The organism is Yoonia sp. SS1-5, from assembly GCF_038443705.2.
Lineage (GTDB): Bacteria > Pseudomonadota > Alphaproteobacteria > Rhodobacterales > Rhodobacteraceae > Yoonia > Yoonia rhodophyticola.
This window is the reverse complement of the sequence record NZ_CP151767.2, coordinates 1,977,406-2,003,766: the sequence shown is the minus strand read 5'-3', so window position 1 is coordinate 2,003,766 and position 26,361 is coordinate 1,977,406. Positions and strand designations below refer to the sequence as shown.

The window sequence follows — 26,361 nt, the reverse complement described above, 5'->3', positions numbered from 1 at the left end:
AAATGTAGTCAGAAGTCTTCTCGCTTTAGTCACATTTTAGTCCATTTCGGCTGAGAGTTAACCAAGGCTGGAACGCGCGGGGTCGGTTGTGACAACGCCATGACAGGCGGTGGAGCAACAAAATGACCTACGAACTCTTGTCGGTTCCCTTTGATGGCCGGGACCTTAACATCAAATGGGGTGAAGATGCGCTTGGGCGTGAAAGCGGTGAAATCACCTGGTCCATGGCGCTGGGCGGTCTGCGCTACGATACCACCCTTTTTACAGACGCTGATTTCGAGGCAGCTGTTGCGGCTGCGTTCGACGCATGGGCGGCAGTCGCTGATCTGAGCTTTCAATTTATCCCAGGCATCGCCGGCGACCCCGACAATGATGCGGATATTGATGTAATGACGGCGACTGAACAGCAGGTGCCATATTTGGCAGGGAATACAGTGGGCCTCGCCAGCTACTCGTACAGCAATGGTGCGAACCGCAGCAACACGGTGGGTGAAATTGTTGCCGCCGACGTTTATATGGATCTGCAACCCAATTGGAGCCCCTTTGGCACAGCAGGCCTTAACTTTTACGCTGTTGTCCTGCATGAGATCGGGCATGCGCTGGGGCTGGATCATGTCGACGATACCAGCGAGATCATGAACGATTTTGTCTCGACCTCGGATCTGGGCGATGGCGATATTGCGGGTATCCGTGTGCTATATGGCGCGGCCGAAGGGGAAGATACCGGTGGCGGTGATGGCGGTGGCGATGGCCCCGGCGGGGGCGGCACGATCGGCGGCGGCCCGCCCGGTGATGGTGGGTCCAGTCAGACAGGCACCGACGGGCGCGACACGATTGACCTGACCGGTGGTGGGTCGCTCGACCCGATTTATGCGCTTGCAGGTGCTGATACGGTGATCGGCAGTGCGGATGCCGATGTCGTTTACGGCGGAGCCGGCAATGACACAGTATCCGGTGCCGGGGGTGCTGACGTCATCGTCGATACGCTGGGCACCAATACCCTGCAGGGCGGCGAAGACAACGATCTGATTGTTGGCGGGATCGGGCGCACGATTGGCAGCGGCGATGCGGGTGACGATATCCTGCTGGGCGGGATCGGCAATGACCAGCTGGATGGCGGCGCGGGGCAGGACAGCTTGCGCGGCGATCCGTCTGGTGCGTTTTTCTACGGGCGTGACACGCTCATCGCCGGAACCGGCGATGACTTCCTTGAGGGTGGCGGTGGTGCGGACACATTCGTGTTTGTGACGGCCGGGGGCGTGAACACAATTGCCACGCTTGATATCCAGGCGGACAATCCAGCCGCGACAACGGCAATCGGTGCCGATTTTGAAAGCGGCATTGACCTGATCGACCTGACAGATTTCGGTTACGGGTCCGGGGCGGATGTTTTTGATCACATCGACGATATTGGCGGACATGCGGTATTCGCCGATCAAGGCACGGAAATTCATTTTATCGGGCTGGTTGCGGCCGACCTCACATCAGGGGATTTCCTGCTATGATGACGGGCAAGTGGCTGGCGCCCATGGCGATGATTGGTCTTGCGGCCTGCGGTGGTGGCGGCGGCGGTAGCGACAATACGGGCATGCCTGTCGATCAGGTCTACGTCCCGCTTGCTGACACGACCGCGACCGAGGCAACGGACCTGCAATTTGTTGCCATCACAAATGATGGCACACTTGCGCGCGGTGACGCGGGAACACTGGATCATGACGCCAACACCGTCACAAGCGGCACGTTGCGCGGCGCGATCAACGCCGCCCGCACGACTGTGACGCTGGATGGTGGTGGGACAGCCACATTGACCAATCCAGACGGCACGGACCACCTGCGCATTTTCCGGACCGCCGGCACCGCCACGGATGATTTGTTTGGTGTCGTCGGGCAGGTGACGAACACGGGCGATCTGCCCACGACTGGAAATCCGGTCTATCGGGGCAGCGTGTCGCTGACCGTTGCCGATGGTGCAGAGCTTTATAACCTGGACGGCGATGTACGCATCACGGCGGATTTCGAAAACAGCCGTATTCGCAGCGATTTTGACAGCTTCGACGGCACCCGTACCGACGGTGGCACCACGACCAGCGTGACCGACGCAGGCACGATCACCATCACCAATGGTGTCCTGTCGGGAACCCGCTTTACCGGCGGGTCGGTGACGACAACGGGTGAGGCATTTGAACTCGATGGTGGTGGCTCCACCGGCGGAACAAGTGGTCAGTTCTTTGGGCCTGAAGGTGCCGAAATAGGCGGCGTCGTACGCGTCACTGAAAGTGGCGGCGGGCGCAGTATTTTTGGGGTCTACAGCGCCGACTAACCGTTGGCATCCGGGTCTACTTTTTCGCCTGCTTCCGGCGTCAGCCCGTAGGGCTGGGCGAGGTTCCAGACATGTTTCGGCACCATGTTTTTCATCTTTGCCGGTTCTTCCCGGCGCAGATGCAGGACGGTTTCAGCCGCTTTCATTTCGACCCGCGCCCGCGCAAATTCAAGCCCGCGCGGGCCGATCTTTGGCATCAGCCACCCCATGATACCGCGCAGCCAGTTGGGCATGCGTCGCAGCGGCAGACCGCCTGCCGCGCGGCGGGTATTTTCAACGAAACCCTTCACGGATCCAGCGCGTTTGCCCGATGATCCGGGTGCCTGTAACGCCACCTCTTTTCCCAAAGCGTCCAGCATCTGCTGCCCTCGCGCATTGCGCACGATCACCCATTGCAGACCTTCGCCACCCATATAGCCGACCGTGATATCCGCCAGCCGGTTGGTATAGTCGACGCATGTTCTGCAGGTCAGCGGAAAGAAATCCGGCGGCAAGTCACTGATCGGCAGTTTCAGAAACGGGATCAGCCGTTGCGTGCCATCCGCGAACCGCAGTTCGACATGGTAATCCGCGCGAAATTCCAGATAGGTCACCGTCTCGGGTTGGTCCGTCAGCCGGGCCAGAAAGCCATGAAAGTTCTCGGTCGTAGTGTTGTCCGAGCATGGGGTGCCGATCACATAAATTCGATCAAAGCCCAGTTTTTCCTCAAGTGCGCGTAATGCGTAAATCTGGCACGGAATGCCGATCACCGCGATCCGGCTATGCCCGGCCTCGCGGGCCGGTTCGAGGAGTGCCAGCAGCGGCGCGTAGCCCATACGCATCCCCCGCGCCTCGGTCATGTCGTCGGGGTCGGTGATCAAAGCAGGGCGTGGGCGCCAGCGGTCATCCGGATCCGGCACCATTGTCAGGACTGCGTCGACCGCCCCGGTCTGCAACAACCGTTCTGCCAGGCGCGTGGTCAGGCCGGTCCATTGCGCCCCTTCGCGCGGGGGGCGTAATGCCGCGCGATACATGGTGGATGTGACCCCGAAAAAGGGTTCATCCGCGTCTGATCCCGCGATGCGCCCATGTACCCGGGCCTCGAATTTTGGATAGTCGGGCTTGATGAATTGGCAGGCATGTCCGCAATCGCCCGGGTTCGCCATGCGCGACACCCCGCAATCGGTGCATAACCCACGGGGTGCGGGATCGGCAAAATGGGGTGTGTGGCTCATGCCCGCAGCCTAGCGTGCGTCGTGATCCTGTCCAGTGGTGTTACCGGGGGGCCGCAGCCCGGCGCAACCGGTCATTGATTGCGCGACCAAGCCCGTGTTCCGGAATGGGGGAAACCGCGATGCGCCGCACGCCTTTCCTGTCCAGCTGGTGCAGATAGGCAAAAAGATGTGCGGCTGCTTCGGTCAGGTCCCCTGTTGGGGACAGGTTCAGTGCGGCCTCGACCGGGCCAAATCCAAGCAGGGTTTCGTCGCTTTCCGGTGTTGTGACATTCAGGCGCACCGACCCGCGCGGCGCATAATGCGAGGCAAGCTGTCCCGGCGCAATCGGCGCATCCTGCGCGGCTGGTGCTGCCAGCGGCTGCCCGAGGCAGGCTTCCAATGCCTCGGTCGGGATACCCCCTGCGCGCAGCAATGTGGGTGTGCCGACACAGCTGACAATCGTGGATTCCACACCAACGCCGCACGGTCCGCCGTCAATCACCGCATCGACCTTGGGGCCCAGCCCGCCCCGGACATGCGCCGCAGTTGTGGGGCTGATACGGCCCGATGGATTGGCGGATGGGGCTGCGATGGGCCCCGCAAAACGCGCAAGCAGCCCGTGGGCCACTTCATGGTCGGGAACGCGGATCGCCAGCGTGCCCAGACCGGCAGTCACCAGACGCGATATGCCCGCATCATCCCGCATGGGCAAGACCAGCGTCAGCGCCCCCGGCCAGTACGTGCTGGCAAGTTTGCTGGCGGCCGCATCAAAAACGCAAAGCGTTTTGGCAAATGCCATATCGGGAACATGTGCGATCAGCGGGTTGAAACTGGGCCTGCCTTTGGCCGCAAAAATGCGCGCGACCGCATGATCATTGCGTGCATCGGCGCCCAACCCGTAGACCGTCTCGGTCGGGAAGGCGACAAGCTGGCCTGCGCGCAACATTGCGGCGGCTGCGTCCAATCCTGCTGCGTCCGGCCGTATTGTGTTCTCTGGCGCATCAGTCATGACGTGGCGTTTCTGTTGATGGGCTGTGGGGGTGGTTTAGGGTGTGATCCGACGATCTGATGCATAGCCGGACCTGTTGGCATTGCCAAGACGCGCCCAAATCGGAGATATCCAAATGCCTTATCGCGCTCCTGTGAATGATTTTCGGTTCCTGATGGATCATGTGGTTGGTTTTGCCGATGTCAGCGGCACTGACCGCTTTGCCGAAGCCACGCCTGATATGGTTGACGCGATCCTGACAGAGGCCGGCAGGCTGTGTGACGATGTGTTGGCGCCGTTGAACCGGCAGGGTGATCTGCACCCGGCGCATCTGGAAAATGGCGTCGTGCGCACGTCCCCCGGGTTTGCCGATGGCTATAAGGCAATTGCAGAGGGTGGATGGATCGGCATGTCAGCTGCGCCTGCGGTGGGTGGTATGGGACTGCCCATAACGCTGACCACGGCGGTGAATGACATGGTTGCGGGGGCCTGCCTTGCGTTGCAGCTGAACCCGCTGATGACCCAAGGCCAGATCGAGGCGCTGGAACATCACGCATCTGACGCGCTGAAAGACCTCTATCTGCCGAAACTGATTTCCGGCGAGTGGTGCGGCACGATGAACCTGACCGAACCGCAGGCCGGATCGGATGTGGGCGCTTTGCGGTCCAAGGCCGAGCCGAATGGCGATGGCACTTATGCGATCACCGGCCAGAAGATTTATATCAGCTGGGCCGACAATGATTTCACCGAAAACGTCTGCCATCTGGTGTTGGCGCGCTTGCCAGATGGTGTGCCGGGGACGAAAGGGATCAGCCTGTTCATGGTGCCAAAGATCATTCCCAACGCTGACGGCACATTGGGCAAGCGTAATGACCTGCGGGTGGTCAGCCTAGAACACAAGATGGGTCTGCATGGCTCACCCACCGCGGTGATGGAATATGACAAGGCGACCGGCTGGTTGGTGGGTCCGGAACATGGCGGGATGGCCGCGATGTTCACGATGATGAACAACGCGCGCCTTGGCGTTGCGACCCAGGGGATCGGCGTGGCCGAGGCGGCGTTTCAACATGCGCTGACCTATGCGCAGGACCGCAAACAGGGCCGTGCGCCCGGATCGGGCATGATCGTTGAACATGCAGATGTGCGCCGGATGCTCGCCACGATGAAGGCAGAGGTTTTCGCCGCCCGCGCGATATCCCTGATGAACGCGGTCGCCATTGATATGGCAACGGCGACCGGTGACGACATGTGGCAGGCCCGTGCGGCGTTTCTGACCCCGATCAGCAAGGCTTTTGGGACGGATATCGGGGTCGAATCGGCGGCGACCGGTATTCAGATACATGGCGGCATGGGGTTCATCGAAGAAACCGGCGCAGCCCAATATGCCCGGGATGTTCGGGTTGCGACAATCTACGAAGGCACAAATGGCATTCAGGCCATGGATCTGGTCGCACGCAAGCTGATGGATGGCGGCGACGCCGCTTTCCGCCTGCTCGAAGAGATCGAACAGGGCGCAGAAGCCGCAAAAGCCACGCATCCCGCATTGGCCGAAGCGGTCTGGCAGGCCGCAGAGACCCTGCGCGAGACAACGGAATGGCTCGTGGCGCAGGATGACCTGAATAACCGGTTTGCAGGGGCGGTGCCTTACCTGCGTGCCTTTGCGCGGGTGTTGGGTGGCCATGTTCACCTTGCCGCTGCCATGGCCGGCGATGCGGCACGCGCTAGACTTGCGGCTTTCTACATAAAGCGGCTATTGCCGGAACATGCGGGTCTGTTGACCCATGCACGTGAAGGGGCCGATGACCTGATGGCAATCACAGCAGACGAGCTTGCGGCCTGATGCCTGACGGGTCCAGCGGTATCCGGTACCCGTTTCCGGAACCGCCTGCAGAAGGTGAAGCTACGCAGATCGCCGATGGTGTGCTGTGGATGCGCCTGCCGCTGCCAATGGCGCTGGATCACGTCAACGTCTACGCGCTGGATGACGGCGACAGCTGGACAATGGTTGATACGGGCTTTGCGTCCAAGCGGACCCGTGCGATCTGGGCCGCATTGCTGGAAGGCCCGCTTGCGGGCAAGCCCGTCAGCCGGGTGATTGTGACCCATCATCACCCTGATCACGTTGGCTTGGCGGGGTGGTTCGTGGGCAATGGGGCGACCTTGCATATGCCACGCACCGGTTGGCTGATGGCACGGATGCTGACGCTGGATGTACAGGATAGCTATCCGCCCGAAACTATGGCGTTTTATCGCCGGGCCGGGATGGACCCTGCCGTATTGGCCAAGCGTCAGGCGGAACGCCCGTTCAACTTTGCAGATTGCGTGGCACCCTTGCCGCTGGGGTTCTCGCGCCTGGTTGAGGGCGGGACCATCACCATTGGCGGCCGTGTCTGGGACATCAGGATGGGCAATGGACACGCGCCTGAGCATGCCACATTCTGGTGCCGCGACGACAATTTGGTGATTGGTGGTGATCAACTCCTTCCATCCATCAGCCCCAATCTGGGCGTCTATCCGACAGAGCCAGAGGCCGACCCGGTGGCAGATTGGCTGGAGGCATGCGAGCGGTTGCGCCCCTTTGCCCATGCTGATCAACTGGTTCTGGGCGGGCACAAACTGCCCTTTACCGGGCTTCCGCTGCGCTTGCAGCAGATGACCGACAACCACCACGGCGCCTTGGCGCGGCTTATGGATCACTTGGCCGTCCCGCATAGCGCGGGCGAGTGTTTCGCGCCGCTATTCAAGCGCAAGATCGGCGCTGGCGAATATGGGTTGGCATTGGTCGAGGCGGTGGCCCATGTAAACCACTTGTATCATGCGGGGCAGGTCAGCCGTCAGCTGAACGATGACGGTGCGTGGCTGTATCAGACGATCTAGTGCCGCTGCGCGATTTTTGCATGTAACCGTTTAAGAATGCGGCTGGCCGTTGTTTCGCACAATGCCGGCACCAGCGCATGGATCAGTGCCGCGACCGTCGCCATACCCAACCAAAAGGCAAAGCTCAGGGCAAAGCGCATGTGGCCCAGATAGCTTTCGTTCACGGTGGCCGGGTGATCGCAGAATATCGCAATCAGCGGGTTGTTGCGGGCGGCTGGGCGGCTGACGTCTGACATGGCAAAATCCTCTGCTGGGTCAGCATAGATTATGCGAAGAAGCAGTTAGAATGATCCCAAATATGATTGCCCTTTGCTGTATTATTGGGATACCATCCCAATAATGGCAGAAATTATAGACATCATTGATCGTGCGATCTTGCGGCTTTTGCAAAATGATGCCGCGCTTTCGGTCGATGACATCAGCGAAATGGTGAACCTGTCCCGCAATGCCTGCTGGCGGCGAATCAAATTGATGGAAAAGGCGGGGATCATAACCGGACGGGTTGCGCTGGTTGATCCGGAAAAGGCTGGCGTGCCGCTGACCGCCATGGTCATGATCCGGACGAATGCACATGATGCGCAATGGATGGAAAAGTTCCAGACAGCCTTGCGCAGCCTGCCCGAAGTGGTGGGGGCGTATCGTATGACGGGTGATCTGGACTATGTGCTGCGGGTCCGGGTGGCGGATGTGCCGGCCTATGATGCGTTTTATAAACGCCTGACATCACGGATTTCTGTCTCGGATATCTCTGCCAGTTTCGTTATGGAAGAAATCAAGGAAACAACGGCGGTACCCTTATGACCAAAGACACGATGAGCATTGATACCTCGGCGGAACTGCTGGAAAACGATATCCTGCCGATGATCCGCGAGGTGCATACCGACCCTGATGTGCCTTGCGCGTCGCAAGGTGACATGCCCAAGGCCCTGGCCGAACCTGTCGCCAAGAAAAGCCCCGCCCAATGGGCCTATGAGCGGATCATCATGTATATCCAGAACTTCGAAAAGCAGCTGGATAATGATCACGAGGTTGGCATGGGTCTGGCAGGGGGCAATACGGGCGTGATCCGGATCGAAGGGTTGGGTTATTACGACCCCGATATCGTTACCTATTACGGAACCAGCGAAGCGGGCGCAAAGACCCAGTTGATCCAGCATGTCAGCCAGTTGAACGTCACCCTGATTGCCAGCCCCAAGCATATTGATCAGCCCGAGCCCAAGCGGATCGGCTTTCGATTGGCGGCAGGGCTGGAACGATCAGAGGATGTGACCACCTGACCGGGTGACAGCGCGATATTTATGGTCTATGCGATTGTCGAAACAGGATAGAGAAGGGCCGCGACATGGCTGAACATAAACATGGTGAAATGGACATCAGCGTTCAGGAAAAGACCTTTGCCGGGTTCATCAGCATGGTCACCAAGGGTACGATTATCTGCATTCTGGTGCTGATCTTTATTGCGCTTGTGAACGGCTAGACTGTTCCCTTGCAACGACGCCAGTTTCTGATCGGGCTGCCATTGGCGCTGTCGGCCTGCACCGCGCAAGAGGTGTGGGCCCCTGATGACGTTGTGGCGCGCGCAATTTATCGTGGCACAGGCCCCAAATCACTGACACTTTATACGATGCGGAATGTGGGCTCCGACAACGGGGCGCATACCGCATTGATGATTGATGCCAGCCAGCGGGTGATGTGGGATCCGGCCGGATCCTGGGTGCAGTCGCGGATGCCTGAACGCAACGATGTTCTGTTCGGCGTCACACCGGAACTTGAACGCTACTATGTTAGCTTTCATGCGCGGGTGACCTACTATGTTGTCGGGCAACGGATAGAGGTCAGCCCCGAAGTCGCAGAAATGGCGCTGAACCTGTCGATGAAGGCCGGGCCAGTGGCGCAGGCCAATTGCACCCGGACAACATCACGCATCCTGCGCGCGCTTCCGGGGTTTCAAAGCCTACCGCAGACGTGGTTTCCCGGCACCTTGTCGGACGCATTCGGCGAATTGCCCGGGGTCACGACCCGCGAGTATCGCGAGACCGATGCGGATGACAAACGCATCGCCGCCCGCGAAATCGCCGAAGCTCTCAAAGAAACGGAGTGATGGCCAGACCTGCGTAAAGTGTCGCGGCCCCGCCGATGATTCCCCACAGCACATTCCGGGTCCAAAGGGCGATGCCCATGGTTGCGGCCGCCGCAATCATCCGTACCGGATCAGGCGTTCCGCCGGTCGCCGCTGGCCACAGCACCAGTGGCGCCACCATGCCGGGCAGGACCGCTACAGGCGTAAACCGCAACAGCCGCAACACGATTGCGGGCATTGGCCGGTCGCCGATCAATCCAAGAAATGAGAAACGGATCAGGAATGTGCCGATGGCCAGAACGCCGATGGTCAGCCAGATTTCCCCGGTCGTGTAGGTCATTGCCGGCGCTCCTGCCAGGTTTCGACCGCGGCGCCCGTGACCATGGCCGCCCCTGCCGCGATCAATAATCCGGTTCCCGATGGCAGCCCGATCAGCAGCAGGGCGACCACAACCGATACTGCCGCGGCCGCAAGATGCGCCAGCGACTTCAGCATTGGCCCGACCATCGCCAGGAATGTAATCGGCAGGATGAAATCCAGCGCCCAATTGTCAGGCACGGACGATCCCAGAAGGATGCCCAACAGGGTCATCCCATACCAAAGTGGCGTAATCGGTGCGGCGACACCCATGAAGTACAAAAACCGCTGCGAGACGGACATCTCGGGCCGCGCCTCGTACCGGGTGATGCTGGTCAGATAGGTCTGGTCAAAATTCAGATAAGCCACCAGCGCGCGTTTCCATAGCGGGGCCGCCCCCAGATAGGGCACGAGCGAGGCTGAATACATCGCCATGCGCAAATTCACCGCAAGGGCCGCCAGCATGACCAGCGGCAAGGCCGCGTTTTCCATCATCATTTGCAGCGCCGCAAACTGGGCCGCCCCCGCGATCACCAAAACGGTGAATCCCATCGCCTGGGCAAGCGTCAGTCCGGCATCTGTTGCCACAACCCCGAACAACATCGAAAACGGGATGACGACAAAGATAAAGGGCAGCCCGTCGCGAAACCCTGCCCAAAAGGCGTTTCTTGCGGGTGCTTTGGCGGTGGAAACTGTCATGTGATTGCCCTAGCTTGAGCGCGCTGACACAGGCTTAGCCGGGCCATGGGAGAATGACAATTGGCGCGACTTGACGACATGTCCGATTATCTGATTGCGCCTGACCCGGCGGGGGCAGGTCTGACCCGCGCCGTTGTCGGCACCGATCACCACGGCCAGCCCGTAACCTTGAATGTGGTCGAGGAACGCCCGCTGACCATATTCCTGAATGGGCAGGAAATTGTTACGGCAATGACGATTGGGGATTACCCCGCATATCTGGCCCTTGGGTTCCTGCGCAATCAACGGATGCTTCTGGCAGATGAGGTGATCAAGGGCGTCGACTATGACGCAGAGCTTGAGACCGTCGTGGTGCGCACCACGGGGACCACAAGCTACGAAGACAAGCTGAAGAAGAAGACCCGCACCAGCGGCTGCGCGGTTGGCACCGTTTTTGGCGACATGATGGATGGGCTGGATGACGTGGTGTTGCCTGACATGCAGGTCCGCACCACCGATCTTTATGCCCTGGCGGCCCGGATCAACCGGACCCCGTCGCTGTATCTGGAAGCCGGTGCAATTCACGGCACGGTCCTGTGTCAGGGGTCCCGCCCGCTTGTCTATATGGAGGATGTGGGTCGTCACAACGCAGTGGACAAGATTGCAGGCTGGATGCTCTCCGAAGACGTGTCTGCCGCTGACAAGGTGCTTTACACAACCGGGCGGCTGACCTCGGAGATGGTGATCAAGACCGCCCTGATGGGCATTCCGGTGCTGGCGTCCCGCTCGGGTTTTACCGCATGGGGTGTTGAGATCGCACAGCAAGTCGGGCTGACGCTGATTGGCCGCATGAAGGGGCAGCGCTTTGTCTGCCTGTCAGGGGAAAACCGGCTGATCCGCGATGCCGATCCCGCGCAGGTGGCTGATGAGCCGCGCAAGAGCGGGCGAAAGGGAGCGGCATGATGGCGATCCATTGGCCCCGACGCGCCTGTGGGGCAGCGTGTTAGGATGATGCAACCACTTGGCGTTATTCTGGCCGGCGGCCAGGCGACCCGCATGGGCGGTGGGGACAAGGGGCTGCTGCGCCTGGGGCAGGGGACGATCCTGTCTCATGTCATCGACCGGCTGGAACCGCAGGTGGCTGGTCTGGCACTGAATGCCAATGGTGACGCGACCCGATTTGCCGATCTGCGGCTGCCGGTCATTCCGGACAGTATCGGCGGCTTTGCCGGGCCGCTTTCGGGCGTTCTGGCCGGACTGGATTGGGCTGCTGCACAGGGCGCAGATCACATCGTCACGGCCGCGGCCGATACCCCGTTTTTCCCGTGTGATCTGGTGCCACAACTGATGCGCGCCGCCGAAGAGGCGGGCGCTGATCTGGCACTCGCGGCAACCCCTGACGGGCGGCATCCCACCTTTGGTTTCTGGCCGGTTGCAAAGCGCGCGGATCTGCGCACCGCCTTGCAGGGCGGTTTGCGGAAGGTTGTGGCCTGGACCGATGCACATGGTGCCGCAACGGCCGAATTTCCCGATGACGCGGCATTCTTCAACGTCAACACACCCGATGATCTGAAAACCGCAGAGGCAATGCTATGAGAGTTTACGGGGTCGTCGGTTACAAAAATGCGGGCAAGACGGGCCTGATGGAACGGCTGGTGGCCGACATCACCGGGCGTGGCTTGCAGGTGTCGACGCTGAAACACGCCCACCACCGTTTTGACGTCGATCAGCCTGGCAAGGACAGTTTCCGGCACCGCGCTGCGGGCGCAAGTCAGGTCTTGCTGGCATCAAATACGCGCTGGGCGTTGATGAGCGAACTTGGCGATCAGGCCGAGCCATCGCTGACCGACCTCTTGGCCAAGCTTGATCCCGTCGATCTGGTCCTCGTTGAAGGATATAAACGCGACGCCCACCCAAAAGTGGAAGCCTACCGTCAGGAAACCGGCAATCCGTTGATTGCGCGCAACGATCCGACCATCCGTGCGGTCGCAAGTGACGTGCCGCTTGACCTGGACCGCCCTGTTTTCGATCTTGATGCGACGCGGGCGGTGGCAGACTTCATTTTGTCAGAGGTAGGTTTATGAATTTTGATACTTTCCTGATCGTGGACTGGTCCGGTGGCAATGATCGCGGGCTGGCCCCCAAGAAAGATGCGATCTGGGCCGGAGTCGCCCGCAAGGGAAAGGCCGAAGAACCCGTCTACCTGCGCAACCGTCAAGTCGCCGAGGAATGGATCACGGCCTTTTTGTCAGATGAACGCAAGGCCAAGCGCCGCGTCATGGCCGGTTTTGATTTTGCCTTTGGCTATCCGGCCGGTTTTGGCAAGGTTCTGACCGGATCGGATGACCCGTTTGCCATCTGGGACTGGTTTGCCGACCGGGTTGAAGACAGCCCGAAAGCCAATAACCGGTTCGATCTGGCCGGCGAGATCAATGCGATGTTTCCGGGTGCGGGGCCTTTCTGGGGCAATGGGCTGAAACGCGATATCAAGCGCCTGCCGCGCAAGGGCAATAGCCGCCGGGGGCATGGCATGCCCGAAAAACGCGCTGCCGAGGAGATGGCCAAGGGTGCCTTTCCTGTCTGGCAGCTTGCGGGTGCTGGGGCGGTCGGGTCCCAGGTGATCATGGGGCTGCCAATGCTGTCGCGTCTGCGCAAGGCCTTTGACGCATTCGTCTGGCCGTTCGAGCCATTGTCCGGCGACATCGCCTTGGTCGAGGTCTGGCCATCCTTGCTGAGCAAAGTCATCGCCGTGACCCAGCCGGATGACCGGATCAAGGATGCCCATCAGGTCTTTACCCTGGCGCAGGCGCTGTCGGCCCTTTCGCCCGCCGAGCTGCAGAATTTGCTGGATGTTCCGATCACCGCCGAAGGGTCGATCCTTGGTCTGGGGCAGGAAAAGTTGCTGACCAAGGCAGCGGTCGGCCCTGTTGCGGCCCCGCCCTTGCGCAATGATTGCTTTGCGTTGCCACCGGGGGTGGATTGGACACCTGTTGCAACGGCCTTGCGCCATCTGCGCGAAAATCTGTCCGCCACGACCGATGTGGAAACAGTGCCATTGGCAGAGGCGGCCGGGCGTATTCTGGCCACGGATGTCATCGCGGCGCGGTCGCACCCGCCAACATCAAATGCTGCGGTTGATGGCTATGGCTTTGCCGGACCAGCCGAAGAGGGTGACCATATCATGTCGCTGCAGTCCGGGCGGGCCGCTGCTGGCCACCCGTTCAAGGGCAAGGTCAAGGCAGGCCACGCGCTGCGTATCCTGACCGGTGCTGATCTGCCAAAGGGTGTGGATACTGTCATCTTGCAGGAAGACGCCCATGTCACCGACAAAAGGGTGACCTTTCAAGGGCCGCTGCGTCAGGGGGCCAATGTGCGGCAGGCTGCAGAAGACATGCGCGCAGGCAAGAGAATTTTGCGGGCAGGGCGGCGCCTGACACCCGCCGATCTTGCAACGGGCGCCTCTGCCGGGATTGGCGCGTTTGAGGTCCAGACCCAGTTGCGCGTTGGCATCCTGTCGACCGGTGACGAACTTGTTACGGCGGGTCAGCCAACCGGGGCCGGGCAGATTTTTGATGCCAACCACCCAATGTTGTCGGCAATTGTAGCAGCCTGGGGGCATAAGGTTGTCGATCTTGGCCGGGCGCCAGACGACAAGGCCAAGTTGCGCGGCATCCTGGATGACGGGGCCGGGCAATGCGACGTCATCATCACCTCTGGCGGTGCCTCTGCGGGTGATGAAGATCACATGTCATCCTTGCTGGAGGATACAGGCACATTTGCACTTTGGCGGATTGCGATGAAACCGGGGCGTCCCATGGCGATGGGATTGTGGCAGGACAAGCCTGTCTTTGGCCTGCCCGGTAATCCGGTCGCAGCACTGGTCTGTGCGCTGGTCTTTGCCCGGCCAGCGCTGGAGGTTCTTGCAGGTGGAAGATGGCCCGCGCCCGAAGGATTCACCGCCCGTGCCAATTTCACCAAGAAAAAGAAGGCGGGGCGCCGGGAATACCTGCGCGCCCGGATCAGCAACGGGCGTGTCGCGATCTTCCCTTTCGAGGGGTCCGGGCGTGTCTCGGGCGCCAGTTGGGCCACCGGACTGGTCGAGCTTGACGAGCGTGCGCGCGATATCAAGCCCGGCGATCCGATCCGCTTTATCCCGTTCAGCAGTTTTGGGATATGAAGGTTACCACGGGTATTCCAGCCGCAAACAGGGCAGAGGTTGCCGCACTGTATTGGGAGGCCTTTGGCGAAAAGCTTGGCTTTGTGATGGGGCCAAAATACCGGGCACTGACATTTATTGGCAATGTCATGCGATCCGACCACGGGATATGTGCGCATGATGACAATGGCCGCTTGCTGGGTGTGGCTGGCTTCAAAACGGCGCAGGGCGCGCTTGTGGGGGGCGGTTTTTCCGATCTGCGCATGGTCTATGGGGTGGTGGGTGCCTCGATCCGCATTCTGATTCTTGCGCTGTTGGAACGGGATGTCGAAAATCAGCGATTTTTGATGGACGGCATCTTTGTCGCCCCCGAGGCGCGGGGCCAAGGGGTTGGCACGGCACTGTTGCGCGCCGTCTACGCCGAGGCCCGCAGCCGAGGGTATCGGCAGGTCCGGCTGGATGTGATCGACACCAATCCACGGGCGCGGGCGCTGTATCTTCATGAAGGGTTCGTCGAACAGCGGACCCGTTCCATTGGCATGTTGCGGCTGATCTTTCGGTTTAACGCATCCACCACGATGGTGCGTGACGTCTAGCCAGACCCGATCAGGGCACCCGCGGCAAACACAAGCGCGCCACCCAGCACGACCTGAAAGACGGCCTTGACGAAGGGCGTTTCCATATAGCGGTTCTGTATCCATGCAATGGCCCAAAGTTCGACAAACACAACGATCAGCGCAATGATCGTCGCCGTCCAGAAGTCCGTGATCAGATAAGGAAGCGCATGGCCCAACCCGCCGATCGTGGTCATGACCCCGGCGGCCAACCCCCGTTTATAGGGTGATCCGCGCCCCGAGATTTGCCCATCATCTGATGCAGCCTCGGTAAAGCCCATGGAAATGCCCGCACCCACAGATGCAGCCAACCCCACCAGAAATGTGGTCCATGTATCCTGCGTTGCAAAGGCAACGGCAAATATCGGCGCCAGGGTCGAGACGGATCCATCCATCAAACCGGCAAGGCCGGGCTGCACCCAGGTCAGGATAAACTGCCGGTGCGCGGCGGCCTCTTCTTCGGTCCGGGTATCGCCGGCCAGATGTTCATCGGCCAAGGCATCAGCCCTTTCGCCATGCCCTGCCTCGGCCGCTGCAAGATCGCCGAGCAGTTTGCGCGTTGCCGCGTCCGATGTCTGCGCGGCGGCTGTTTCGTAAAAACGTTGTGCGTCCCTTTCCATACCGGCGGCTTCGTCGCGCATGCGCGCCAGCCCCAGATTTTCCACCAGCCAGACGGGGCGGCGTGCATAATAACCAGAGACATGTTCACGGCGGATCAGCGGAATCACCGCACCAAAACGCGCAGTGTGAAGATCAATCAGACGACGCCTGTGATCATCTTCCTCTTCGGCCATGCCATCGAACACGGCCGCAGATGCAGGATAGTCTGCTCGCAACAGCCCCGCGTAAGATCGGTAGATCCGCGCGTCATCCTCTTCAGACGAGATTGCAAGGGCCAGAATTTCCTGCTCTGACAAGTCCTTGAACCGGCGGCGGTTTGCAAATCCGGGGATCATCACTGCACCTCATTTATTAGAATGGTTCTAAACTAGACGATCCCGCCAAAGTGGCAATCCAAAAAACTGAACTACTCAGTTCATTTTTTACTTGATAATTAAACTGATCAGTTTAGTTTAGTTTTTATCGAAATCTGAAGGAATCACCGATGAAACATCTTGTTTTCGCCGCTCTCGCCGCTGCAGGTCTGACAATTGCCGCGCCAGCGTCTGCAATTTCACTGATTGTTGATTTTCCGGTTCTGACATATCCGGAAAAACCCGCACCAGAGGCCACGCAGAACTGTGTGGAACTGACATCCGTCACAGGTGCCGCTTGCGCCATCCCCGCAAACTAGCGCCTTGATGGCAGCGGATCACCAGCATCCCCTGGCGATCCGCTGCCGCAAACGCCTTGCCCGAAGTGAACCGTTCAGTTTATGATGCTCCAGCACGGGGGAGAGAGGGGACATATGCCTGACGGGTCAGCAGAACCAAAAAAAGGCCGGAAGTTTGATCAGGTGCTGGATGGTGCCAGGCAGGTCTTTATGTCTGATGGTTTCGAAGGTGCCTCTGTCGATGATATTGCGCGCGCTGCGAATGTCTCGAAGGCGACGCTTTATAGTTATTTTCCAGACAAACGCTTTCTTTTCATGCAGGTCGCCCGGACGGAATGCCAGCGTCAGGCAGATCGCGCGCTGGAAAGCATCGACATGGATGCGCCGGTGCAGGATGTGTTGCAAAGCATTGCGATGCAGATGGTCAATTTCATCACGTCGCAGTTTGGCAAGCGCATTTTCAGGATTTGCGTCGGCGAAAGCGACAGGTTCCCCGAGCTTGGCCGGGAATTCTATGAAAGCGGTCCGATGCTGATCCGGGGGCGTATCGTCGACTTTTTCGAAAAGGCGGTCGCGCGCGGGGAATTAAAGATTGATGACATGACCCTGGCCGCAGACCAGTTCCACGAGCTTTGCAAAGCTGACCTTTTCCCGCGCATGGTCTTCAACATGGCGGATGAGTTCACCCCGGCTGAAAAGGACAGGGTCGTGAATGGTGCGGTTGATGTGTTCCTGGCCCGGTACGGGGCCTGACCCTAATCCAGTCGGCGCACTTCCATATGGTTGCCCTGACCCTTGCGCAGTTCAAACCGCCCGCTCTTTGACAGCAGATCGCTTAGCTTTGCGCTGCCATAGGTGCGCGGATCGAAATCCGGGTTTGCCCGCGTGATATACTGGCCCAGCTGACCCAGCGAATACCATTCGCCTTCTGGATCAATGCTGTTCATCGCCTTCACGACGAGCGGGGCGGCTTTGAGGGCGGTCTGTCCACTGTTGGTCTTTTGCCCAGTCGCCTTATCCTGCTTTGCAGGGCTTGGTGTGTCTTTTTCGGGCCCTACGATGTTTTCGATCAGGATAAACCTGTTGCAGACATTGCGCAGGCTGATGGGGGCCTTGCTTTCGCCGATCCCGATCACCTCGACCCCGTCTTCGCGCAACCGGTTTGCGAGGGCTGTGAAATCACTATCCGAACTGACAAGCACAAAGCCATCGAACCGGCCGGTATGCAGGATGTCCATTGCGTCAATAACCAGCCCGATATCGCTGGCATTCTTGCCCTTGGTGTTTGCGGTTTCCTGATTGGCGACCAGACCCAATTCGACCACCTGCTTTTTCCAGGCACTCAGATTGCTGCTGGACCAGTCGCCATAGACCCGGCGCAGGGCCGGTTCGCCGAATGTCGTGATCTCGCGCAGGATATCACCGGCGTGTTTCGCCGGGATATTGTCGGCGTCGATCAGAACAGCAAATAGCATGCGGTCCTTTGCCATGGTTTATCCTTCCAGTTCTGCAATCACATCAAAGATGCGGTTTTCTTCTGCCAAAACCGCATCACTTTCTGCCCCCATTGGCAACCCGTTCAATGCATAGGCAAAACTGCAGCCTCGTTTGCGATCAAACCAGATCCCGCCCGCGAACCCATAGGCATTCCCGAAATGCCCGATCAGCGGGCGGGGGTAGAAACGAGGATGCTCAAAAATCTGAAGGCCCGCGCCGTAGCTTTCAAAAGCGCCGTCCAGATAGTCGCCCGGGCCCATCTGGGGTGTCCAGAGCGGCGTCATATCGGCCGTTTCCAGCGCCTCGGCCATATCCAGCAAGCCCCGCAATGAGCAGCGCAGCCCCCCTTGCGGAGAAAACATGCCCGGATGCTGCCCGTCATCAGGTGGCGTCGTGATGGTGTGGTCTATCTGTGGCTGAAATTTCCCCTGTTGCTGCCGATAAGTGGGCAACCGGCCGGCGCGTATGGCGCTTGCGACACCAGCCCAGTTGAACCCGGCACCTTGTGGCAAGTCGGTCAGCATTTGAGGAAAGGCCTTGCCTGACAGTTTTTCCAGCACTTGCGCCAGAACAATGTAGCCCAGATTGCAATAAGCGAACCGCGCCCCCGGTTCGGCATCAAAGACAGATCGGTGTTGGCACCAGTCTTGCAGCGTCATCGCGGGCGGGATCAGATAGCCTGCAGCGTCCGTTAAGCCGGCGCTGTGGCTGGCGACCATGCCGATGGTGACAGGTCGGGCGGCTGGATTGGGATGGCGCAGTGACCAGCCCAGCAGATCGCTGATATCAGTATCCCATCCGACCCGGGCTGTTTTCAGTAAGCTGGCCAGCGCCTGCCCCACCGCGACCTTTGAAATGGATGCGACCCTGAAGGCGCTTTCTTCGTGGGCGGCAATGCCCGGCGCGGTACTGGTCGCAAATTGACGGCGCCCGTTCAGCGCCACTGCGATCCCGCAAAATGCAAAAGGCCCGGTCATCGACCGGGCCAATGCGTTCAGAGCGGTGTGATCAGAATTCGACAACGGCCCTGATGCTTTTGCCTTGATGCATCAGATCAAAGCCGTGGTTGATTTCATCCAGCGACAGTTTGTGCGTGATCATCGGGTCGATCTCGATCTTGCCCTGCATGTACCAGTCCACGATTTTCGGCACATCTGTCCGGCCCGAGGCGCCGCCAAAGGCGGTACCACGCCAGCTGCGCCCGGTGACCAGCTGAAATGGCCGGGTTGAAATCTCGGCACCGGCGGGCGCGACGCCGATGATGATGCTTTCACCCCATCCCTTATGGGCGGCCTCAAGTGCTGTGCGCATCACATCGACATTGCCTGTGGCATCAAACGTATAGTCAGCCCCGCCGCCTGTCAGCTCAACCAGATGGGCCACCATATCGCCGCTGACATCCTTGGGATTCACATAATCGGTCATGCCGAAATGGGTCGCCATGTCGACCTTTCCGGGGTTCAGATCAACGCCCACGATCTGATCGGCGCCCGCCAGCCGCAGGCCTTGGATCACATTCAGGCCGATACCGCCAAGCCCAAAGACAATGGCACGGCTGCCGATTTCGACCTTGGCGGTGTTGATCACCGCCCCGATGCCGGTGGTGACGCCGCAGCCGATATAGCAGATCTTGTCAAACGGCGCGTCCTTGCGAACCTTGGCAAGTGCGATTTCGGGCAGAACCGTGTGATTGGCAAAGGTGGAACAGCCCATATAGTGCAGGATGGGCGTGCCATCGAGCATCGAAAACCGGCTGGTCCCGTCAGGCATCACGCCTGCGCCCTGGGTGCTGCGTATCTTTTGGCAAAGATTGGTCTTGGGGTTCAGGCAATAATCGCATTCACGACATTCCGGCGTATAAAGCGGGATGACGTGATCGCCCGGCGCCAGACTGGTCACGCCCGGACCGACCTCAACCACCACGCCCGCGCCTTCATGTCCCAGAATGGCGGGAAACGCGCCTTCTGGGTCGGCCCCGGACCGGGTGAATTCATCAGTATGGCACAGGCCAGTGGCCTTGATTTCCACCAGAACTTCGCCGTGCTTGGGGCCGTCCAGATTCACCTCCATCACTGCGAGGGGTTGACCGGCCGCCATGGCAACTGCTGCACGTGTCCGCATATTCTGTCTCCTTCATGATTGTGGCGGACATTACGCAAAGGTCGCCAAGTTTCAACCATGCTGTTGTCAGACACGCCAATCGGCGGCAGGATCAGGAGCATGAGACGTATATTGATCCTTTTGATGCTGGCCGCATGTGCGCCCGCCACCGAAATACCTGGCAGCGCGCCAGAACTGCCAGATACGTGCGGCGCCGCGCGCTTTGCCGAGCTGATCGGACAGGACGCCACAGCGTTGGAACGGGTTTTGATCATGCGCATGGTCCGGGTGATCCGGCCCGGTGATGCGGTAACACAGGATTTCCGGCCCGAGCGGATCAATTTCCAGATCGGCCCTGACGAAAAGGTCAGCGACATTACCTGCGGCTAAAGCGTTATGCGAAAAACCTGAATCACGTAACGCTGCCTGAAATCAAAGATTTCAACGCGTTACGTGATGCTCGATGTATCAGGTATTTCGTCAAACGCTATAGTAGGGGGATAAGCGAAGTCTCCGGTGCCGCGAACTGGGTGGGGGCTATTGACCGCGACACCGGAGTAGCATTTCGCTATGACCCTAATCTGCGCGTGACTTGTGTCTGTTGTGGGCTGTCCCAAAGGCGCCGCAGAGGTCATTTTGCGTCGAAAAAAAGGCGGCGTGCGCGGGGTCCTTGATTTTCAAGGAAATTAGCGCAACGGTGAGGCATGACGTTGCATTTCCCAACCCAAGTCGCCTTTCACCGGACAGAGCTAAACGTGATTCTCGGCCTTTACGGTCGCATGGTTGCCGCTGGCGAATGGCGTGACTACGGCATGTCCAATCTACGCGACGTGGCAGTTTTTTCGGTGTTTCGACGCACGGCGGAAAACCCGCTCTACCGGATTGAGAAACGCCCTAAACTGCGCCTGCGCCAGGGGCAATACGCGGTGATTGGCATGGATGGGCAAATCCTCAAGCGGGGTAACGATCTGCGCCAGGTGCTGCGGGTGCTGGAACGTAAACTGATCCGCGCGGTCGATTAGGTACGGCGCGAAGGGCCGATGGCGCTGATCATTCTCGAAATAGATTAAAGCCGTTTTTGGACCAGCACAGGCCCGTCCCCCTGCGCGCTGATCCGCAGGATCGCCTTGCCCAGCGGTTCGTAGACGGTCGCCATGTGATGTGCATTGGCATGCAGCAAGGTATCTGCATCAACCATCATCCCGACATGCCCCTCCCAAAAAATCAGATCGCCGCGCCGTGGGGCATCATCGAATGGCGCCCCCAGCCCCGCGCGTTGCAGGTCGCTATCAGCCGGGCAGGCGATGTCACAAGCCATCAAAGCGGCAGCCACCAGTCCTGAACAGTCAATCCCACGTGTCGAATTTCCGCCCCACAGATACGGAACGCCGAAATGCAGTTGTGCAACTGTGGTTGGGTCGGCAAAGGGCCGATCAAGGCTGCGCAGATGCGATTTCGGAACAAAGCCGACATTGGTTTCAAAAAACCTGCGGCGCTCGTCCCGCACCACAACGCGGGTTCCGAAGGGCAGGGCCTGTGCTTGGGGTGATTTGAAATCCTCGGCGCTGTAGGCATGTGTCCCCATGGTTGCGACGAAATGGCTGACGGGCTGCACTTGTCCCAGATCAGCGCTGCGCACGTAGCCTACATAATTGTCGGTGGCCTGTAGAAAGGACCACCCATCCCGGTCTTCGAAAACGGTGACATCGGCACCAAGCAACAGTTGCCGATCCCGTGCGCCTTCGGGTGCTGCGCAAAGATCAGTCACCGGCGTTGCGATCTGCATTGCCGTGCCTGCAACGTATTTTTCGGCCGCGACCTGTCCGGCCAGATGCAGCGCCGCGACCCTGCCATTGGCGGGCGTCAGTCGCCGGTCCGTCATAGCGATAGCAGCTTGGGAAGTGCCGCTAACACCGCCCTTGCCCCCATCCCAACGCCGCCAGCCGGGCGGGCAGGGGCGGCCTTGGGCTGCCAGCCGTAGATATCAAAATGGACATAGGGGCTTTCAACGAAACGGCGCAGAAACAGGGCAGCGGTAATGCAACCTGCAAAACCGCCCTTTGGAGCATTGTCCAGATCAGCGATCCCGGGTTCGATCATCGCTTCGTAAGGGTCATGGAACGGCATGCGCCAGACCGGGTCAGCGACCTGCGCGCCGCCCGCCGCAATCGCGGCGGCATGCGCGTCATTGTCGGTGAAAAAGGGCGACAGATCCGGGCCGACCGCAACCCTTGCAGCACCTGTCAGCGTGGCCATCGAAATTACCAGATCCGGATCGTCCTCATCCGACAGGGTCAGGGCATCGGCCAGTACCAACCGGCCCTCGGCATCGGTATTGTTAATCTCGACCGTCAGCCCCTTGCGCGATGTCAGGATGTCCTGCGGCCGGAACGCGTTCCCATCAATGCTGTTTTCGACAGCCGGGATCAAAACGCGCAGCCTGATGGGCAGGTTCAGCCCCATGATCATATGCGCAAGCCCCAGCACCGTCGCCGCCCCGCCCATATCCTTTTTCATCAGCCCCATTGATCCGCCCGGCTTGATGTTCAACCCGCCGGTATCAAAACACACACCTTTGCCGACAAGGGTCAGCTGTGGCCCGGTCTCCCCCCAGCGCATATCCAGCAGGCGAGGGGCGCGGGTCGAGGCACGGCCAACCGTGTGGATCATGGGAAAGTTTGCCGGTATGAGATCGTCGCCGGTGATCACATTCAGCGTCGCATCGTGATCTGCCGTCAGGGCGCGCACGGCTTCTTCCAGCTCGTCCGGGCCCATGTCAGAGGCCGGCGTGTTGATCAGATCGCGGGTCAGTGCCTCGCCATTGGCGATTGTCGCGATCCTTTCGGCATCAATTCCCTCAGGCGGGACGAGGGCGGCAATGGGATCCTTGGGTTTGCGATATCTGTCAAAGCTGTAGCCCGCCAGTAGCCAGGCGAGTGCCGCCTCTTCCAGATCCGCGTCATTCAGTCCCGCTGCGATCCGGTACACGCCTTTGGGAAGCCGGGCGGCTGCCGTGCCCATGTGAAAACGCCCGCGCGCCCGTTTTGCGGCTGTGCCATAGCCGACCAGCGCCATCGCGATCTGTCCATCGGCGCCGGGAACCGTCAGGACCTTACCAAGGCCCCCTTTGAAGCCATGTGTTGCGGCCCATGCCTTGGCCGCCGCAGGGATGGCGCTATCGGCCTTATCGGCGTCAATCACATGTATCGGGATGGCGGCATCAGTGTCGGTCGCAAAGGCAAGGGGCATCGGCAAGTCCTGTCAGAGATCATCGACCGCTAGACTATCTTGCCTGATGCTGCCCGCAAGCAGTGATCGGCGCGACCTGGAATATCGGCCAGTCGCGCAAGGTATTCTTAGGGTCCTGACCCTAGTCCTCATATTCGCGGAAATTCCAGACCTCGGCCACGGCCACGTCAAAGCTGCGTTCAAGACGGGCCATCGTCGCCTCAAGTGCCACGCCTTCGCGTTGATGCAGGCAGATTGCCACATGGTGGGCGGCGATGGATACTTCCATCAGGCCGATCTGATCGGCGACCAGCCCGATCCGGCGGGCCGGTTTGGCCATATTGTCGAAGTCGGACGCCGCCAGATAGTTCTGCAGCATTTCCAGGCGCAGGGCGATATCCTCTAGCGCGCGGCAAACAACCTCCTCCGCTTCGGCGAAATCCCGTTCACTGAAAAGACGGGTCAGAGGTGCCGGGTCAAAATGCAGCCTGTCAGGACAGCACAGGACAACAACATCAAAATCGGGTTCGGGGGCCGCAGGCCGGAGATGCGTGATATTTTCCATGACCCCGAACTACCGCAACAAGGTTCCCAGAAGGTTGAGGCCAATAGCAAAAATCGCTCGAAATTCTGGAAAATGCGACGTATCTACGGGGGTAATACAAGAGGAAAAGTGATGAAATACGCCCGTCCGCTGCCTGCCTATCTGACCAAACGCTATCATGGTTGGAAGGCCACTACCTATGCCGAGGACAAGGGTTGGTACAGGCGTTTGGCCGAAGACGGGCAACACCCCCGCGCAATGGTGATTTCCTGCTGCGACAGCCGGGTGCATGTCACCTCGATCTTCGGGGCGGATCAGGGCGAGGTCTTTATTCACCGCAATATCGCCAATCTTGTCCCGCCCTTTAACCCCGACGGGCATCATCACGGCACGTCGGCGGCGATTGAATATGCGGTGACGGGGCTGAAGGTCGCGCATCTGGTGGTGCTGGGCCATTCCGGCTGCGGCGGGGTGGAAGGCTGCTATGACATGTGTTCCGGCAACGCCCCGCATCTGGAAGAAAGTGCAAGCTTTATCGGCCGCTGGATGGATATCCTGCGCCCGGGCTTTGAAGACCTGCCCCAGGGCGATGACGCTACACGCAAACGGGCGCTGGAAAAGGCGTCGGTGCTGATCTCGCTGGAAAACCTGATGAGCTTCCCTTTTGTCAAAAAGGCGGTCGAGGATGACATGCTGGCATTGCACGGGCTGTGGAACAATATCGGTGAAGGCGGGCTAGAGGCCTACGACCCCGCCAGCGACGGGTTTGTGGCGATCTGATTTTGGGTGCTCATCTAGGGCGCAAGGGGCGGTGTGATGAGTGACGCAGACAAGGCCTACGCGCGGGCGCAAAAGATGATCGCGCGGGCGAAGCAGGATGGATTGGACGAACTAGACTTCGACACCCATGAAACACACGCCCTGACTACGGTACCGCCAGAAATCGCCGACCTCACAAATTTGACCGGGGTTGACCTCAGCAACACGCAGGTCAGCGACCTGTCCCCCATCGCGGGACTGACCGCGTTGACGAAGCTTCACCTCAGCAACACGCCTGTCACCGACCTCTCCGCCATCGCGGGGCTGACTGGGTTGACGGAGCTCAACCTCAACAACACGCCGGTGAGCGATCTGACGCATATTGCTGGATTAACGGGATTGACGGGGCTAGGCCTCAACAACACGCAGGTGAGCGATCTGACGCATGTTGCTGGGCTGAAAGGCTTGATGGGGCTAGGCCTCGCAAACACGCAAATGAGCGATCTTACGCATGTCGCGGGACTGAAAGGCTTGACGGAACTTTACCTCAACAACACGCAGGTGAGCGATCTGACGCATTTAGCCGGGTTGAGAGGTTTGAGGGTGCTCGAACTCGACGACACGCAGGTGAGCGATCTGGCGCCACTTCTCGGCTTGGAAGAACTAGTACTCAACCCTAAAATATTTGGACTAAGTTTTTCCAGAACTCCTGCCGCGGACTCTGATCCGCGCATCGCTAAAATTGCCGAGATCCCAAACAACGCTGAGCGTGCCCGTGCCTTATTCGACTACCTGGACCCAGATTGGGAAAACCGGACAAATCCACCAAAAGCTTTGAGCATTGATGGCATTCTCCGCGGACCCATCCTGTCTGACACGCTGGCAGATGTCACAAAGCAACAGGATCATTTCGAAGCAACAACACTGACCGAGCGTCCCGACAAAGACCCCGACGAGAAATTCCAATCAATTGTCGAAACGCTACAGTTAGCATCCCGAAAACTGGGCGCGACGGATGTGCAAAACAGGCTGGGGCGCGATGTTGCCGAGAGTTTCCGCGAATATCGTAACTTCGTGCGGCAAGAGGCGCTGAACCCTCGCATTCTTAAATATCTGTCGGATAGTATTCGCGGCGCGATTTCAAGCGCCGATACTGTCGAGGCGTTGGACGGATTTGATCTGCCGTTGATCAACGGGTTTCTTGAGGAAAATGACGCCCTTCTGAATGGGTATTTCGCCCATTCCATCGCGCCGCCATCCTTTGAAATAGATACAGACCCCGACATGCTGGCGCGCGAACTCTTCCCTCAATTAGATGCTGCTTCGAAGATACTCGCCGATGCAGATGCAGGCCTCTTTGCCCCTTCGGTCAGCGACGCGCTCGAGATGTTGCACCGCCGTGCAGAAGGCGCGCGCAAGGGGTTGATCACATTGCCGGACGGGCCAGAGCGGGATGCGGCGGTCGCCGAATTGCGCCGTACCGCAGTGCTGGTCACATCATATCTGGGCCGGATCAAGGGGCGTCTCACCCAATGGGTTGCCAAGCAGGGTGATCATGTAAAAGAAAACCCGGCGACAAGTGCTGCGACCGTCGCCACATTGGTGCCGGCGGCAATCTGGGTCGTCGCGCAGATCGGACCGGTCTTTGAAAAGTTGTGGCGACTGATCGGGAACTTACCACTCCCCTTCTAGTGCCA

The 26,361-nt window shown here is 59.5% G+C and carries 31 protein-coding genes; 19 read left to right on the top strand and 12 right to left on the bottom strand.

What is annotated here, in order from left to right:
• The first annotated feature begins 122 nt into the window (after positions 1 to 122).
• On the top strand, positions 123 to 1,505 hold the full coding sequence (locus tag AABB31_RS11425; RefSeq protein ID WP_342078018.1) for a matrixin family metalloprotease: 1,383 nt from the start codon (positions 123 to 125) through the stop codon (positions 1,503 to 1,505).
• A complete protein-coding gene (locus tag AABB31_RS11420) occupies positions 1,502 to 2,320 on the top strand; it encodes a transferrin-binding protein-like solute binding protein (RefSeq protein ID WP_342078019.1) in 819 nt (272 codons plus the stop codon). Before AABB31_RS11425 ends, AABB31_RS11420 begins: the two co-directional genes overlap by 4 nt.
• Here AABB31_RS11420 and AABB31_RS11415 read toward each other — a convergent pair.
• Complete coding sequence (locus AABB31_RS11415; protein WP_373635768.1) at positions 2,317 to 3,534, bottom strand: Coenzyme F420 hydrogenase/dehydrogenase, beta subunit C-terminal domain; 1,218 nt, start codon at positions 3,532 to 3,534, stop codon at positions 2,317 to 2,319. The two genes, AABB31_RS11420 and AABB31_RS11415, sit on opposite strands and share 4 nt — an antisense overlap.
• 40 nt (positions 3,535 to 3,574) lie before the next feature.
• Positions 3,575 to 4,522 carry an L-threonylcarbamoyladenylate synthase gene (locus AABB31_RS11410; protein ID WP_342078020.1) on the bottom strand — a complete coding sequence of 316 codons (948 nt, stop codon included), beginning with the start codon at positions 4,520 to 4,522 and terminating at the stop codon, positions 3,575 to 3,577.
• Between the two features lie 115 nt (positions 4,523 to 4,637).
• Here AABB31_RS11410 and AABB31_RS11405 point away from each other — a divergent pair, with 115 nt between their 5' ends.
• Together AABB31_RS11405 and AABB31_RS11400 are read left to right on the top strand one after the other, a co-directional pair.
• Complete coding sequence (locus AABB31_RS11405; RefSeq protein WP_342078021.1) at positions 4,638 to 6,341, top strand: acyl-CoA dehydrogenase; 1,704 nt, start codon at positions 4,638 to 4,640, stop codon at positions 6,339 to 6,341.
• Entirely contained in the window at positions 6,341 to 7,378 is a 1,038-nt protein-coding gene (locus tag AABB31_RS11400; RefSeq protein ID WP_342078022.1) for an MBL fold metallo-hydrolase, read from the top strand. Before AABB31_RS11405 ends, AABB31_RS11400 begins: the two co-directional genes overlap by 1 nt.
• On the opposite strand, the gene AABB31_RS11395 is transcribed toward AABB31_RS11400, so the two are convergent.
• Positions 7,375 to 7,614, bottom strand: coding sequence for a DUF6356 family protein (locus AABB31_RS11395; protein WP_342078023.1), 240 nt, complete (start codon positions 7,612 to 7,614; stop codon positions 7,375 to 7,377). The genes AABB31_RS11400 and AABB31_RS11395 overlap by 4 nt on opposite strands.
• A 103-nt stretch (positions 7,615 to 7,717) precedes the next feature.
• On the opposite strand from AABB31_RS11395, the gene AABB31_RS11390 reads away from it, so the two are divergent.
• The 4 genes from AABB31_RS11390 (at position 7,718) to AABB31_RS11375 (ending at position 9,479) form a co-directional block, all read left to right on the top strand.
• Positions 7,718 to 8,179: an Lrp/AsnC family transcriptional regulator gene (locus AABB31_RS11390; protein WP_342078024.1), complete on the top strand. Its 462-nt coding sequence runs from the start codon at positions 7,718 to 7,720 to the stop codon at positions 8,177 to 8,179.
• Entirely contained in the window at positions 8,176 to 8,655 is a 480-nt protein-coding gene (locus AABB31_RS11385; RefSeq protein ID WP_342078025.1) for a DUF6173 family protein, read from the top strand. Before AABB31_RS11390 ends, AABB31_RS11385 begins: the two co-directional genes overlap by 4 nt.
• 65 nt (positions 8,656 to 8,720) lie before the next feature.
• Positions 8,721 to 8,855 carry an aa3-type cytochrome c oxidase subunit IV gene (locus AABB31_RS11380; protein ID WP_342078026.1) on the top strand — a complete coding sequence of 45 codons (135 nt, stop codon included), beginning with the start codon at positions 8,721 to 8,723 and terminating at the stop codon, positions 8,853 to 8,855.
• Between the two features lie 9 nt (positions 8,856 to 8,864).
• Positions 8,865 to 9,479 (top strand): hypothetical protein, encoded by a 615-nt coding sequence (locus AABB31_RS11375; RefSeq protein ID WP_342078027.1) that lies wholly within the window; start codon positions 8,865 to 8,867, stop codon positions 9,477 to 9,479.
• Here AABB31_RS11375 and AABB31_RS11370 read toward each other — a convergent pair.
• Together AABB31_RS11370 and AABB31_RS11365 are read right to left on the bottom strand one after the other, a co-directional pair.
• Entirely contained in the window at positions 9,463 to 9,798 is a 336-nt protein-coding gene (locus AABB31_RS11370; RefSeq protein WP_342078028.1) for an AzlD domain-containing protein, read from the bottom strand. The genes AABB31_RS11375 and AABB31_RS11370 overlap by 17 nt on opposite strands.
• On the bottom strand, positions 9,795 to 10,514 hold the full coding sequence (locus AABB31_RS11365; RefSeq protein ID WP_342078029.1) for an AzlC family ABC transporter permease: 720 nt from the start codon (positions 10,512 to 10,514) through the stop codon (positions 9,795 to 9,797). Before AABB31_RS11365 ends, AABB31_RS11370 begins: the two co-directional genes overlap by 4 nt.
• Before the next feature lie 78 nt (positions 10,515 to 10,592).
• Between AABB31_RS11365 and AABB31_RS11360 the strand changes: the two genes are divergently transcribed.
• Genes AABB31_RS11360 through AABB31_RS11340 form a run of 5 tightly spaced genes read left to right on the top strand, consistent with a single transcriptional unit; the run spans position 10,593 to position 15,245 of the window.
• Positions 10,593 to 11,456, top strand: a complete 864-nt coding sequence (locus AABB31_RS11360; RefSeq protein ID WP_342078030.1) for a formate dehydrogenase accessory sulfurtransferase FdhD — start codon at positions 10,593 to 10,595, stop codon at positions 11,454 to 11,456.
• A 45-nt stretch (positions 11,457 to 11,501) separates the two neighbouring features.
• Positions 11,502 to 12,089, top strand: coding sequence for a molybdenum cofactor guanylyltransferase MobA (gene mobA / locus AABB31_RS11355; RefSeq protein ID WP_342078031.1), 588 nt, complete (start codon positions 11,502 to 11,504; stop codon positions 12,087 to 12,089).
• Positions 12,086 to 12,577, top strand: coding sequence for a molybdopterin-guanine dinucleotide biosynthesis protein B (mobB, locus tag AABB31_RS11350; RefSeq protein WP_342078032.1), 492 nt, complete (start codon positions 12,086 to 12,088; stop codon positions 12,575 to 12,577). The genes mobA and mobB overlap by 4 nt, the downstream gene beginning before the upstream one ends.
• A complete protein-coding gene (gene glp / locus AABB31_RS11345) occupies positions 12,574 to 14,670 on the top strand; it encodes a gephyrin-like molybdotransferase Glp (RefSeq protein WP_342078033.1) in 2,097 nt (698 codons plus the stop codon). Before mobB ends, glp begins: the two co-directional genes overlap by 4 nt.
• Complete coding sequence (locus tag AABB31_RS11340; RefSeq protein WP_342078034.1) at positions 14,667 to 15,245, top strand: GNAT family N-acetyltransferase; 579 nt, start codon at positions 14,667 to 14,669, stop codon at positions 15,243 to 15,245. Before glp ends, AABB31_RS11340 begins: the two co-directional genes overlap by 4 nt.
• Here AABB31_RS11340 and mbfA read toward each other — a convergent pair.
• A complete protein-coding gene (gene mbfA / locus AABB31_RS11335; protein WP_342078035.1) occupies positions 15,242 to 16,219 on the bottom strand; it encodes an iron exporter MbfA in 978 nt (325 codons plus the stop codon). The two genes, AABB31_RS11340 and mbfA, sit on opposite strands and share 4 nt — an antisense overlap.
• A gap of 149 nt (positions 16,220 to 16,368) precedes the next feature.
• On the opposite strand from mbfA, the gene AABB31_RS11330 reads away from it, so the two are divergent.
• A complete protein-coding gene (locus AABB31_RS11330; protein ID WP_342078036.1) occupies positions 16,369 to 16,557 on the top strand; it encodes a hypothetical protein in 189 nt (62 codons plus the stop codon).
• A gap of 114 nt (positions 16,558 to 16,671) precedes the next feature.
• A complete protein-coding gene (locus AABB31_RS11325; protein ID WP_342078037.1) occupies positions 16,672 to 17,289 on the top strand; it encodes a TetR/AcrR family transcriptional regulator in 618 nt (205 codons plus the stop codon).
• Positions 17,290 to 17,291: 2 nt separating this feature from the next.
• On the opposite strand, the gene AABB31_RS11320 is transcribed toward AABB31_RS11325, so the two are convergent.
• Genes AABB31_RS11320 through AABB31_RS11310 form a run of 3 tightly spaced genes read right to left on the bottom strand, consistent with a single transcriptional unit; the run spans position 17,292 to position 20,154 of the window.
• Positions 17,292 to 18,026: an NYN domain-containing protein gene (locus AABB31_RS11320; protein ID WP_342078038.1), complete on the bottom strand. Its 735-nt coding sequence runs from the start codon at positions 18,024 to 18,026 to the stop codon at positions 17,292 to 17,294.
• Positions 18,027 to 18,029: 3 nt separating this feature from the next.
• Positions 18,030 to 19,010 (bottom strand): serine hydrolase domain-containing protein, encoded by a 981-nt coding sequence (locus AABB31_RS11315; RefSeq protein WP_373635767.1) that lies wholly within the window; start codon positions 19,008 to 19,010, stop codon positions 18,030 to 18,032.
• Between the two features lie 31 nt (positions 19,011 to 19,041).
• Positions 19,042 to 20,154, bottom strand: coding sequence for an S-(hydroxymethyl)glutathione dehydrogenase/class III alcohol dehydrogenase (locus tag AABB31_RS11310; RefSeq protein ID WP_342078041.1), 1,113 nt, complete (start codon positions 20,152 to 20,154; stop codon positions 19,042 to 19,044).
• Between the two features lie 99 nt (positions 20,155 to 20,253).
• On the opposite strand from AABB31_RS11310, the gene AABB31_RS11305 reads away from it, so the two are divergent.
• Together AABB31_RS11305 and AABB31_RS11300 are read left to right on the top strand one after the other, a co-directional pair.
• Positions 20,254 to 20,523, top strand: a complete 270-nt coding sequence (locus AABB31_RS11305; protein WP_342078042.1) for an I78 family peptidase inhibitor — start codon at positions 20,254 to 20,256, stop codon at positions 20,521 to 20,523.
• 314 nt (positions 20,524 to 20,837) lie between these two features.
• The gene (locus AABB31_RS11300) at positions 20,838 to 21,155 is read left to right on the top strand and encodes a DUF2794 domain-containing protein (protein WP_342078043.1); all 318 of its coding nucleotides are present in this window, start codon (positions 20,838 to 20,840) and stop codon (positions 21,153 to 21,155) included.
• Between the two features lie 44 nt (positions 21,156 to 21,199).
• Here the strand turns inward: AABB31_RS11300 and AABB31_RS11295 are convergent, their stop codons facing one another.
• The 3 genes from AABB31_RS11295 to AABB31_RS11285 form a co-directional block, all read right to left on the bottom strand.
• A complete protein-coding gene (locus AABB31_RS11295) occupies positions 21,200 to 22,015 on the bottom strand; it encodes an NlpC/P60 family protein (RefSeq protein WP_342078044.1) in 816 nt (271 codons plus the stop codon).
• Entirely contained in the window at positions 22,012 to 23,382 is a 1,371-nt protein-coding gene (locus AABB31_RS11290; RefSeq protein WP_342078045.1) for a leucyl aminopeptidase family protein, read from the bottom strand. Before AABB31_RS11290 ends, AABB31_RS11295 begins: the two co-directional genes overlap by 4 nt.
• A gap of 121 nt (positions 23,383 to 23,503) precedes the next feature.
• Complete coding sequence (locus AABB31_RS11285) at positions 23,504 to 23,926, bottom strand: hypothetical protein (RefSeq protein WP_342078046.1); 423 nt, start codon at positions 23,924 to 23,926, stop codon at positions 23,504 to 23,506.
• Positions 23,927 to 24,037: 111 nt separating this feature from the next.
• Here AABB31_RS11285 and AABB31_RS11280 point away from each other — a divergent pair, with 111 nt between their 5' ends.
• Positions 24,038 to 24,685, top strand: a complete 648-nt coding sequence (locus AABB31_RS11280; RefSeq protein ID WP_373635766.1) for a carbonic anhydrase — start codon at positions 24,038 to 24,040, stop codon at positions 24,683 to 24,685.
• A 36-nt stretch (positions 24,686 to 24,721) separates the two neighbouring features.
• A complete protein-coding gene (locus AABB31_RS11275) occupies positions 24,722 to 26,356 on the top strand; it encodes a leucine-rich repeat domain-containing protein (RefSeq protein WP_373635765.1) in 1,635 nt (544 codons plus the stop codon).
• The last annotated feature ends 5 nt before the right edge of the window (positions 26,357 to 26,361 follow it).

Bases quoted from the DNA above. Each gene is read 5' to 3' on its own strand.
- AABB31_RS11410 (WP_342078020.1), bottom strand. From the start codon at position 4,522: ATGACTGATGCGCCAGAGAACACAATACGGCCGGACGCAGCAGGATTG.
- AABB31_RS11360 (WP_342078030.1), top strand. From the start codon at position 10,593: ATGTCCGATTATCTGATTGCGCCTGACCCGGCGGGGGCAGGTCTGACC.
- AABB31_RS11300 (WP_342078043.1), top strand. From the start codon at position 20,838: ATGACGTTGCATTTCCCAACCCAAGTCGCCTTTCACCGGACAGAGCTA.
- AABB31_RS11390 (WP_342078024.1), top strand. From the start codon at position 7,718: ATGGCAGAAATTATAGACATCATTGATCGTGCGATCTTGCGGCTTTTG.
- AABB31_RS11295 (WP_342078044.1), bottom strand. From the start codon at position 22,015: ATGACGGACCGGCGACTGACGCCCGCCAATGGCAGGGTCGCGGCGCTG.
- AABB31_RS11320 (WP_342078038.1), bottom strand. From the start codon at position 18,026: ATGGCAAAGGACCGCATGCTATTTGCTGTTCTGATCGACGCCGACAAT.
- mobB (WP_342078032.1), top strand. From the start codon at position 12,086: ATGAGAGTTTACGGGGTCGTCGGTTACAAAAATGCGGGCAAGACGGGC.
- AABB31_RS11405 (WP_342078021.1), top strand. From the start codon at position 4,638: ATGCCTTATCGCGCTCCTGTGAATGATTTTCGGTTCCTGATGGATCAT.
- AABB31_RS11395 (WP_342078023.1), bottom strand. From the start codon at position 7,614: ATGTCAGACGTCAGCCGCCCAGCCGCCCGCAACAACCCGCTGATTGCG.
- glp (WP_342078033.1), top strand. From the start codon at position 12,574: ATGAATTTTGATACTTTCCTGATCGTGGACTGGTCCGGTGGCAATGAT.
- AABB31_RS11385 (WP_342078025.1), top strand. From the start codon at position 8,176: ATGACCAAAGACACGATGAGCATTGATACCTCGGCGGAACTGCTGGAA.
- AABB31_RS11285 (WP_342078046.1), bottom strand. From the start codon at position 23,926: ATGGAAAATATCACGCATCTCCGGCCTGCGGCCCCCGAACCCGATTTT.
- AABB31_RS11380 (WP_342078026.1), top strand. From the start codon at position 8,721: ATGGCTGAACATAAACATGGTGAAATGGACATCAGCGTTCAGGAAAAG.
- AABB31_RS11340 (WP_342078034.1), top strand. From the start codon at position 14,667: ATGAAGGTTACCACGGGTATTCCAGCCGCAAACAGGGCAGAGGTTGCC.
- AABB31_RS11310 (WP_342078041.1), bottom strand. From the start codon at position 20,154: ATGCGGACACGTGCAGCAGTTGCCATGGCGGCCGGTCAACCCCTCGCA.
- AABB31_RS11420 (WP_342078019.1), top strand. From the start codon at position 1,502: ATGATGACGGGCAAGTGGCTGGCGCCCATGGCGATGATTGGTCTTGCG.
- AABB31_RS11365 (WP_342078029.1), bottom strand. From the start codon at position 10,514: ATGACAGTTTCCACCGCCAAAGCACCCGCAAGAAACGCCTTTTGGGCA.
- AABB31_RS11290 (WP_342078045.1), bottom strand. From the start codon at position 23,382: ATGCCCCTTGCCTTTGCGACCGACACTGATGCCGCCATCCCGATACAT.
- AABB31_RS11315 (WP_373635767.1), bottom strand. From the start codon at position 19,010: ATGACCGGGCCTTTTGCATTTTGCGGGATCGCAGTGGCGCTGAACGGG.
- AABB31_RS11325 (WP_342078037.1), top strand. From the start codon at position 16,672: ATGCCTGACGGGTCAGCAGAACCAAAAAAAGGCCGGAAGTTTGATCAG.
- AABB31_RS11370 (WP_342078028.1), bottom strand. From the start codon at position 9,798: ATGACCTACACGACCGGGGAAATCTGGCTGACCATCGGCGTTCTGGCC.
- AABB31_RS11330 (WP_342078036.1), top strand. From the start codon at position 16,369: ATGAAACATCTTGTTTTCGCCGCTCTCGCCGCTGCAGGTCTGACAATT.
- AABB31_RS11400 (WP_342078022.1), top strand. From the start codon at position 6,341: ATGCCTGACGGGTCCAGCGGTATCCGGTACCCGTTTCCGGAACCGCCT.
- AABB31_RS11415 (WP_373635768.1), bottom strand. From the start codon at position 3,534: ATGAGCCACACACCCCATTTTGCCGATCCCGCACCCCGTGGGTTATGC.
- AABB31_RS11425 (WP_342078018.1), top strand. From the start codon at position 123: ATGACCTACGAACTCTTGTCGGTTCCCTTTGATGGCCGGGACCTTAAC.
- AABB31_RS11305 (WP_342078042.1), top strand. From the start codon at position 20,254: ATGAGACGTATATTGATCCTTTTGATGCTGGCCGCATGTGCGCCCGCC.
- AABB31_RS11280 (WP_373635766.1), top strand. From the start codon at position 24,038: ATGAAATACGCCCGTCCGCTGCCTGCCTATCTGACCAAACGCTATCAT.
- mobA (WP_342078031.1), top strand. From the start codon at position 11,502: ATGATGCAACCACTTGGCGTTATTCTGGCCGGCGGCCAGGCGACCCGC.
- mbfA (WP_342078035.1), bottom strand. From the start codon at position 16,219: ATGATCCCCGGATTTGCAAACCGCCGCCGGTTCAAGGACTTGTCAGAG.
- AABB31_RS11275 (WP_373635765.1), top strand. From the start codon at position 24,722: ATGAGTGACGCAGACAAGGCCTACGCGCGGGCGCAAAAGATGATCGCG.